The sequence below is a fragment of the Streptomyces sp. NPDC004561 genome, from assembly GCF_053602155.1.
Window position 1 is genome coordinate 1 of the sequence record NZ_JBSGDB010000681.1, and the last position, 3654, is coordinate 3654.

Genomic DNA, 3654 nt, shown 5'->3' on the forward strand with positions numbered 1-3654 from the left:
GCACGCCCTCATCAACGCCTTCGCCTTCGGCGGCACCAACGTCGGCCTGGTCGTGGGGCGTTACGAGGACGAAGGCGCCGAGAAGACGGAGGAGCCACGGCCGAGGCCGGCCCGGCGTACAGCCCGACGCTCCGCCCGGCGTGGTTCTCCCGCTCCCAACGCACGTGCGTGCCGGGCGGGTTGCGGCGCAGGACGGCCATGCGCGCGGGTGAGCGCGGCGGTGAGGGCGAAGGAGCCGGTCCTGGCCGTCACGCGTCCGCCCGGGCCGTCGCCAGCAGTTCCTCGGCGTGCGCGCGGGCGGTCTCGGAGTCCTCCTGGCCCGCCAGCATCCGGGACAGCTCGCGGACCCGCTCCTCGCCCTCCAGGACCTTCACACCGGAGCGGGTGACGGACCCGTCGTTGGTCTTCTCCACCAGCAGCTGCCGGTCGGCGAAGGCCGCCACCTGGGGCAGGTGGGTGACCACGACGACCTGCGCGGTCCTGGCGAGCTTGGCGAGCCGCCGCCCGATCTCGACCGCGGCCTTGCCGCCGACGCCGGCGTCGACCTCGTCGAAGAGGTACGTCGGCACCGGGTCGGTGCCCGCGAAGACGACCTCCACGGCCAGCATCACGCGGGACAGCTCACCGCCGGAGGCGCCCTTGGCGATGGGGCGCGGCGGGGCGCCCGGGTGCGGGGCGAGCAGCAGCTCGACCTCGTCCACGCCCGACGGCCCGTACCCGACCGTGCGGCCGCCGACCTCGACGCCCTCCGGGTCCTCGGTCTGCCGGATGTCGAAGGACACGCGCGCGTGGGGCATGGCCAGCGAGGCCAGCTCGGCCGTCACGGCGGCGGCGAACCGCTCGGCGGCCTCCGTCCGCGCGTCCGACAGCGCCTGCGCCAGCCCGCCCAGTTCGGTGCGGAGGGCGTCCCGCTCGGCGGTCAGCTCCCCGATCCGCTCGTCGTCGCCGTCCAGCTCGGTCAGGCGCGCGGCGCTCTGCTCGGCCCAGGCGAGGACAGCGTTCACGTCCTCCCCGTACTTGCGCGTCAGCGCGGTGAGCGCGGCCCGGCGCTCCTCCACGGCGGCCAGCCGCAGCGGGTCGGCGTCCAGGTCGTCGGCGTAGCCCGCCAGCTCACCGGCGACATCGCCCAGCAGGATCCCGATCTCCCCGATCCGGTCGGCGAGCGAGGCCAGCGACGGATCGTGCGACCGGACGGTCTCCAGTGCCCGGTGGGCGCCCGCGACGAGGGTCGAGGCGTCGATCCCCTCGGGGTCCTCCGGATTGCCCGCGAGAGCGGCGTGCGCGGCCGTCGCGGCGGACGACAGGGCCTCCGCGTGCCCCAGCCGCTCCGCCTCCTCGGCCAGTTCCACGTCCTCCCCGGCCCGCGGCTCCACGGCGGCGATCTCGTCGAGCCCGTACCGCAGCATGTCGGCTTCCTGCGCCCGCTCCCGCGCACGCGTGACGATCTCCTCCAGCTCGGTGGAGACCGACCGCAGCCGCCGGTACGCCTCGGCGTACTTGGCGAGCGGCACGGCGACCGCGTCGCCCGCGTACCGGTCGAGCGCCTGCCGCTGCCGGGTCAGCTTCAGCAGCCCCTGCTGGTCGGTCTGCCCGTGCACGGCCACCAGGTCGTCGGCCAGCTCGGCGAGCAGTCCCACGGGCACGCTGCGCCCGCCCAGGTGCGCCCGGGAGCGGCCCTCGGCGGAAACGGTACGGCTGATCAGCAGGGCGCCGTCGTCCAGCTCGGCGCCGGCCTCCTCGGCCCGTACGGCGGCCGCGGCGTCCGCGGGGACGGCGATCCGCCCCTCCACGACCGCCTTCCCGGCCCCGATCCGCACGAGCGCCGGGTCCGCCCGCCCGCCGAGCAGCAGCCCCAGGCTGGTGACCACCATGGTCTTGCCCGCACCCGTCTCACCGGTGACGGCGGTGAACCCGGGCGACAACTCGACGACGGCATCGTCGATGACCCCGAGCGACCGTATCCGCATCTCCTCCAACACGGAACAGACCTTACGAGGTCGGGGGCCCGGAGTGCGACGGGCCCCGGCCCCGTTCTGTGAAGGAGCAGGTGACGAAGGTGTCCCGGGCCGGCGCTGTCACCCGGCCGAGTGCAGGTCCGTCAGTGCGGCGCACCGCGCCAGCCGGTGGTCGGCAGCGCGAACTTCGCCACCAGCCGGTCGGTGAACGAGGAGTGGTGCAGCCGGGCCAGCCGCACCGGCACGGCCCCCCGCCTGACCTCCACCCGGGCCCCGGGCGGCAGCTCGATGGTCCGCCGCCCGTCGCACCACAGCACCCCGGGCGGGATGTGCGGCAGCACCTCCACGGCGAGCACCGAGTCCGGGGAGGTGACCAGCGGCTTCGCGAACAGCGCGTGCGCACTGATCGGCACCATCAGCAGCGCCTCCACCTCGGGCCACACCACCGGCCCCCCGGCGGAGAAGGCGTACGCCGTGGACCCGGTCGGCGTGGACAGGACGACCCCGTCGCACCCGAACCCGGTCACCGGCCGGCCGTCGATCTCCAGCACGACTTCCAGCAGCTTCTCGGCGCCGGCCTTCTGCACGGCCGCCTCGTTGAGCGCCCAGTCGGTGTGCACGATGTCCCCGTTGCGGTGCACGACGACGTCGACGGTCATCCGCTCCTCGACCTCGTACGAGCGGGCGACCACCCGGTCGACCACCCGGTCGAGGTCGTCGCGCTCCGCCTCCGCGAGGAACCCGACGCGCCCCAGGTTGACGCCGAGCATCGGCACCCCGGAGGCCCGCGCGAACTCGGCGCCCCGCAGCAGCGTGCCGTCGCCGCCCAGCACGATCAGCAGCTCGCACCCGTCCAGGCACTGCGGTGTCGCCTCCTTGACGAGTTCCACCTCGTCCGGGAGCGGCAGGTCGCGCGCCTCCTCCTCCAGCACCCGCACACCGATGCCATGTCGCAGCAGGCCCTTGACGACGAGTTCCGCGCTGCGGATCGCCGCGGGCCGCCCGGTGTGGGCCAGCAGGAAAACAGTACGCGCCAGATTCTGTGTCAACGCGGCCCCTCCGCCACTGCACGGTCGACGTCGGCCGGGTCCAGGCGGGGGGCGCCGGACCGCAGCCACAGAAAGTACTCGACGTTCCCCGAGGGGCCGGGCAGCGGACTGGCGGTGACTCCGCGCACCCCGAGCCCCAGCTCCCAGGCCTTCTCGGCCACTCCCCGCACGGCCTCCGCCCGCAGCTGCGGACTCCGTACGACACCCCCGCTGCCGAGCCGTTCCTTCCCCACTTCGAACTGCGGCTTGACCATCATCACCAGATCGGCCTCCGGCCGCACGCACCGCGTCAGGGCGGGCAGCACCAGACCGAGCGGGATGAAGGACAGATCACCCACGACAAGATCCACAGGTTCCCCATCGATCACCTCGAGCGTCAACTCGCGTACGTTCGTACGGTCCTTGACGGTGACGCGTTCATCGTTTTGGAGAGACCAGGCGAGCTGTCCGTATCCGACGTCCACCGCGACGACGTGCGCGGCGCCCGCGCGCAGCAGGACGTCGGTGAAGCCGCCGGTGGACGCGCCCGCGTCCAGGGCCCGCCGGCCCTCGACCACGAGCCCCTGCGGGACGAAGGCCGCCAGCGCGCCGGCGAGCTTGTGCCCGCCCCGCGAGACGTAGTCGGGGTCGCTGTCGTCGCAGTGGACGAC

General features: G+C 74.1%; 3 protein-coding genes. All 3 read right to left on the minus strand.

What is annotated here, in order from left to right; all coding sequences use genetic code 11:
* Window positions 1-248: 248 nt before the first annotated feature.
* Window positions 249-1967, minus strand: a complete 1719-nt coding sequence (recN, locus tag ACWEN3_RS43470) for a DNA repair protein RecN (protein WP_452983376.1) — start codon at window positions 1965-1967, stop codon at window positions 249-251.
* A 131-nt stretch (window positions 1968-2098) separates the two neighbouring features.
* Window positions 2099-3004: an NAD kinase gene (locus tag ACWEN3_RS43475; RefSeq protein ID WP_452983370.1), complete on the minus strand. Its 906-nt coding sequence runs from the start codon at window positions 3002-3004 to the stop codon at window positions 2099-2101.
* On the minus strand, window positions 3001-3654 hold a 654-nt coding region (locus ACWEN3_RS43480), incomplete at its 5' end, for a TlyA family RNA methyltransferase (protein WP_452983373.1). The genes ACWEN3_RS43475 and ACWEN3_RS43480, both read right to left, overlap by 4 nt.

Coding starts and splice junctions, on each gene's coding strand:
- recN (WP_452983376.1), bottom strand. CDS start 1,967: ATGCGGATACGGTCGCTCGGGGTCATCGACGATGCCGTCGTCGAGTTG.